Here is a 1,800-nt window from a genome sequence, read left to right as displayed (position 1 = left end):
ATGACGCTGTCCCTCCCGACCTCGCCAATGGGCTGGGGTGCCTTCGATTTGGGGATTCCCCGGGAGGGGCACGGTCCCCCGTGCCCGCCAATTCTTGCGGACCGCGAGGCCGCGGTCCCTCCCATGCGACCTTGCGGGAGGGCACAGTCCCCTGTGCCCGATATTGTTGCGGACCGTGAGGACACGGCAGCTTCCTTTGCACTGCGGCGCGCCAACCCCATCGTTGCTACCCCCATCCTCGTGACGCACAGGATCGTCAGAAGCATATGGTCTTGCACCAGCACCTGACTTTGTTCTTCACCATTGGCGCATCACTCCTTTGCAGGGCTGGACGCACGCTGACCAATGCCTCTAATCCCGTCCCCCCATTGAGTGCATAGGGCCACCTTGCAAGCCTGACCGAGATGTAATCTCTACATGTTTGTGTTGCTCGGCGACTGAGGTGCTTTACTACCCCCTCTCACTTTAAGACGCCACAACCTTGCAGCCAACAACCACGCTGACCACACCAGGAGGACGGGAGCTAATACGTTCGCAGCGATGAAATAATAGGCGATTGGGAAAAGTGTTTCAAAGGGAGTCCACCGGTCTTCCTCCCAGACAAAGAGAACTAGGGTGATTGGTATGCCCTGTAGCCTAAGACGCTCGCTTAATGGAAAGACATGCAGAACCCCGTACCGAATGCCTACAGCAACAGCGCATACAGTTAGGATGACAAACAACAGTAGCTTTCCGCGGGACTTTTGTGCGCGTAGTGTCCGTACTATACGCACGCCACACACTATTACTCCAGCAATCAGCAGAGTAGCAAACAAAACACACAACATAAGATGCGAGTCCTTCAAAAGTCACTGACATGTGAGACCACAATCCCGCACCGCCTGCTTTGCCCAGGTGCTACACACATAAGTTGGAAAGGTGTAACGCCGATCAGGTTTCCTATTCTTAATGCAATCCATGATCTCTTCATCAGATGCGCTCGTACTTGGTTTACCGGCTCCTGAACCATGCTTAAGAGGTGTGCCATTTTTCTTACAGGGAAAACATACGGATGGATTAAAATGCTTCTCAGGCGTGGTGACTTCTCCCCCACTGAATCCCCAGCCCCACAGGTAGGGCGCTCCATCCTGCGCAGACTTGTAGTACTGAACGTACATATGAAGGCCTCCACACTCGTTTAGCACACGCGTACAAAGCCTTTCGAGGAATTTCTTGTCGCTGTCGTCGATGTCCCGCCTACACAAGGCAAATCCTTCGGGATACTGACTTTGCTGCGGTTGCGATGAGGGAGGCTGCGGTGGTGGAGACGGAGGAGATCCGGGACATGGATGATAGCCCTGGTACCACTGCCCACACACCGAGCAGCGCGTGGCGCTAAAACGCCCGTCAATGTCGACAGCACCAGGCCCTACGTTTGCGATCCAGTGATAAGCCCCCACTCCAGTCTTCTCTTCAATCGGATCCCTGCTCAACCACCTGCCCAGGGTGGGACTGTAGGCACGGTATTCGTACAGCACCAGGCCCGTCGCGTCCTCCGTCCGCTTCGTGCTGAACCGGAATGGATTCCACCCCGCCGCAGCGCCCGTCAGCCGCAAAGGCTCCCCAAACGGCCCATACTCGTACCGGGCGGTCTCGGTACTGGTGCTCGCCGAGACCAGGTTCCACACGTTCCCGTTGCCGTCATACGTCACAAAGTGCACCCCCGCAGCAGACCCGCCGCTCAACCGCACCCACAACAACCCGCCCACACCCCCAGCTCCGTCCAAGGTCTCCGAAACATCCAATCCCCACACGTACGAC

Annotated in this window: 1 protein-coding gene; it reads right to left on the bottom strand. The window is 56.7% G+C overall.

The window, feature by feature from the left end:
• Positions 1–848: 848 nt before the first annotated feature.
• Positions 849–1,667, bottom strand: coding sequence for an RHS repeat-associated core domain-containing protein (locus G4L39_RS15955; protein WP_425485749.1), 819 nt, complete (start codon positions 1,665–1,667; stop codon positions 849–851).
• Between the last annotated feature and the right edge of the window lie 133 nt (positions 1,668–1,800).

Origin of the sequence: Limisphaera ngatamarikiensis, assembly GCF_011044775.1 — a bacterium.
GTDB classification, from domain to species: Bacteria; Verrucomicrobiota; Verrucomicrobiia; order Limisphaerales; family Limisphaeraceae; genus Limisphaera; species Limisphaera ngatamarikiensis.
Note: the sequence above shows the minus strand (reverse complement) of the source record. Positions and strands in the feature narration are given on the sequence as shown.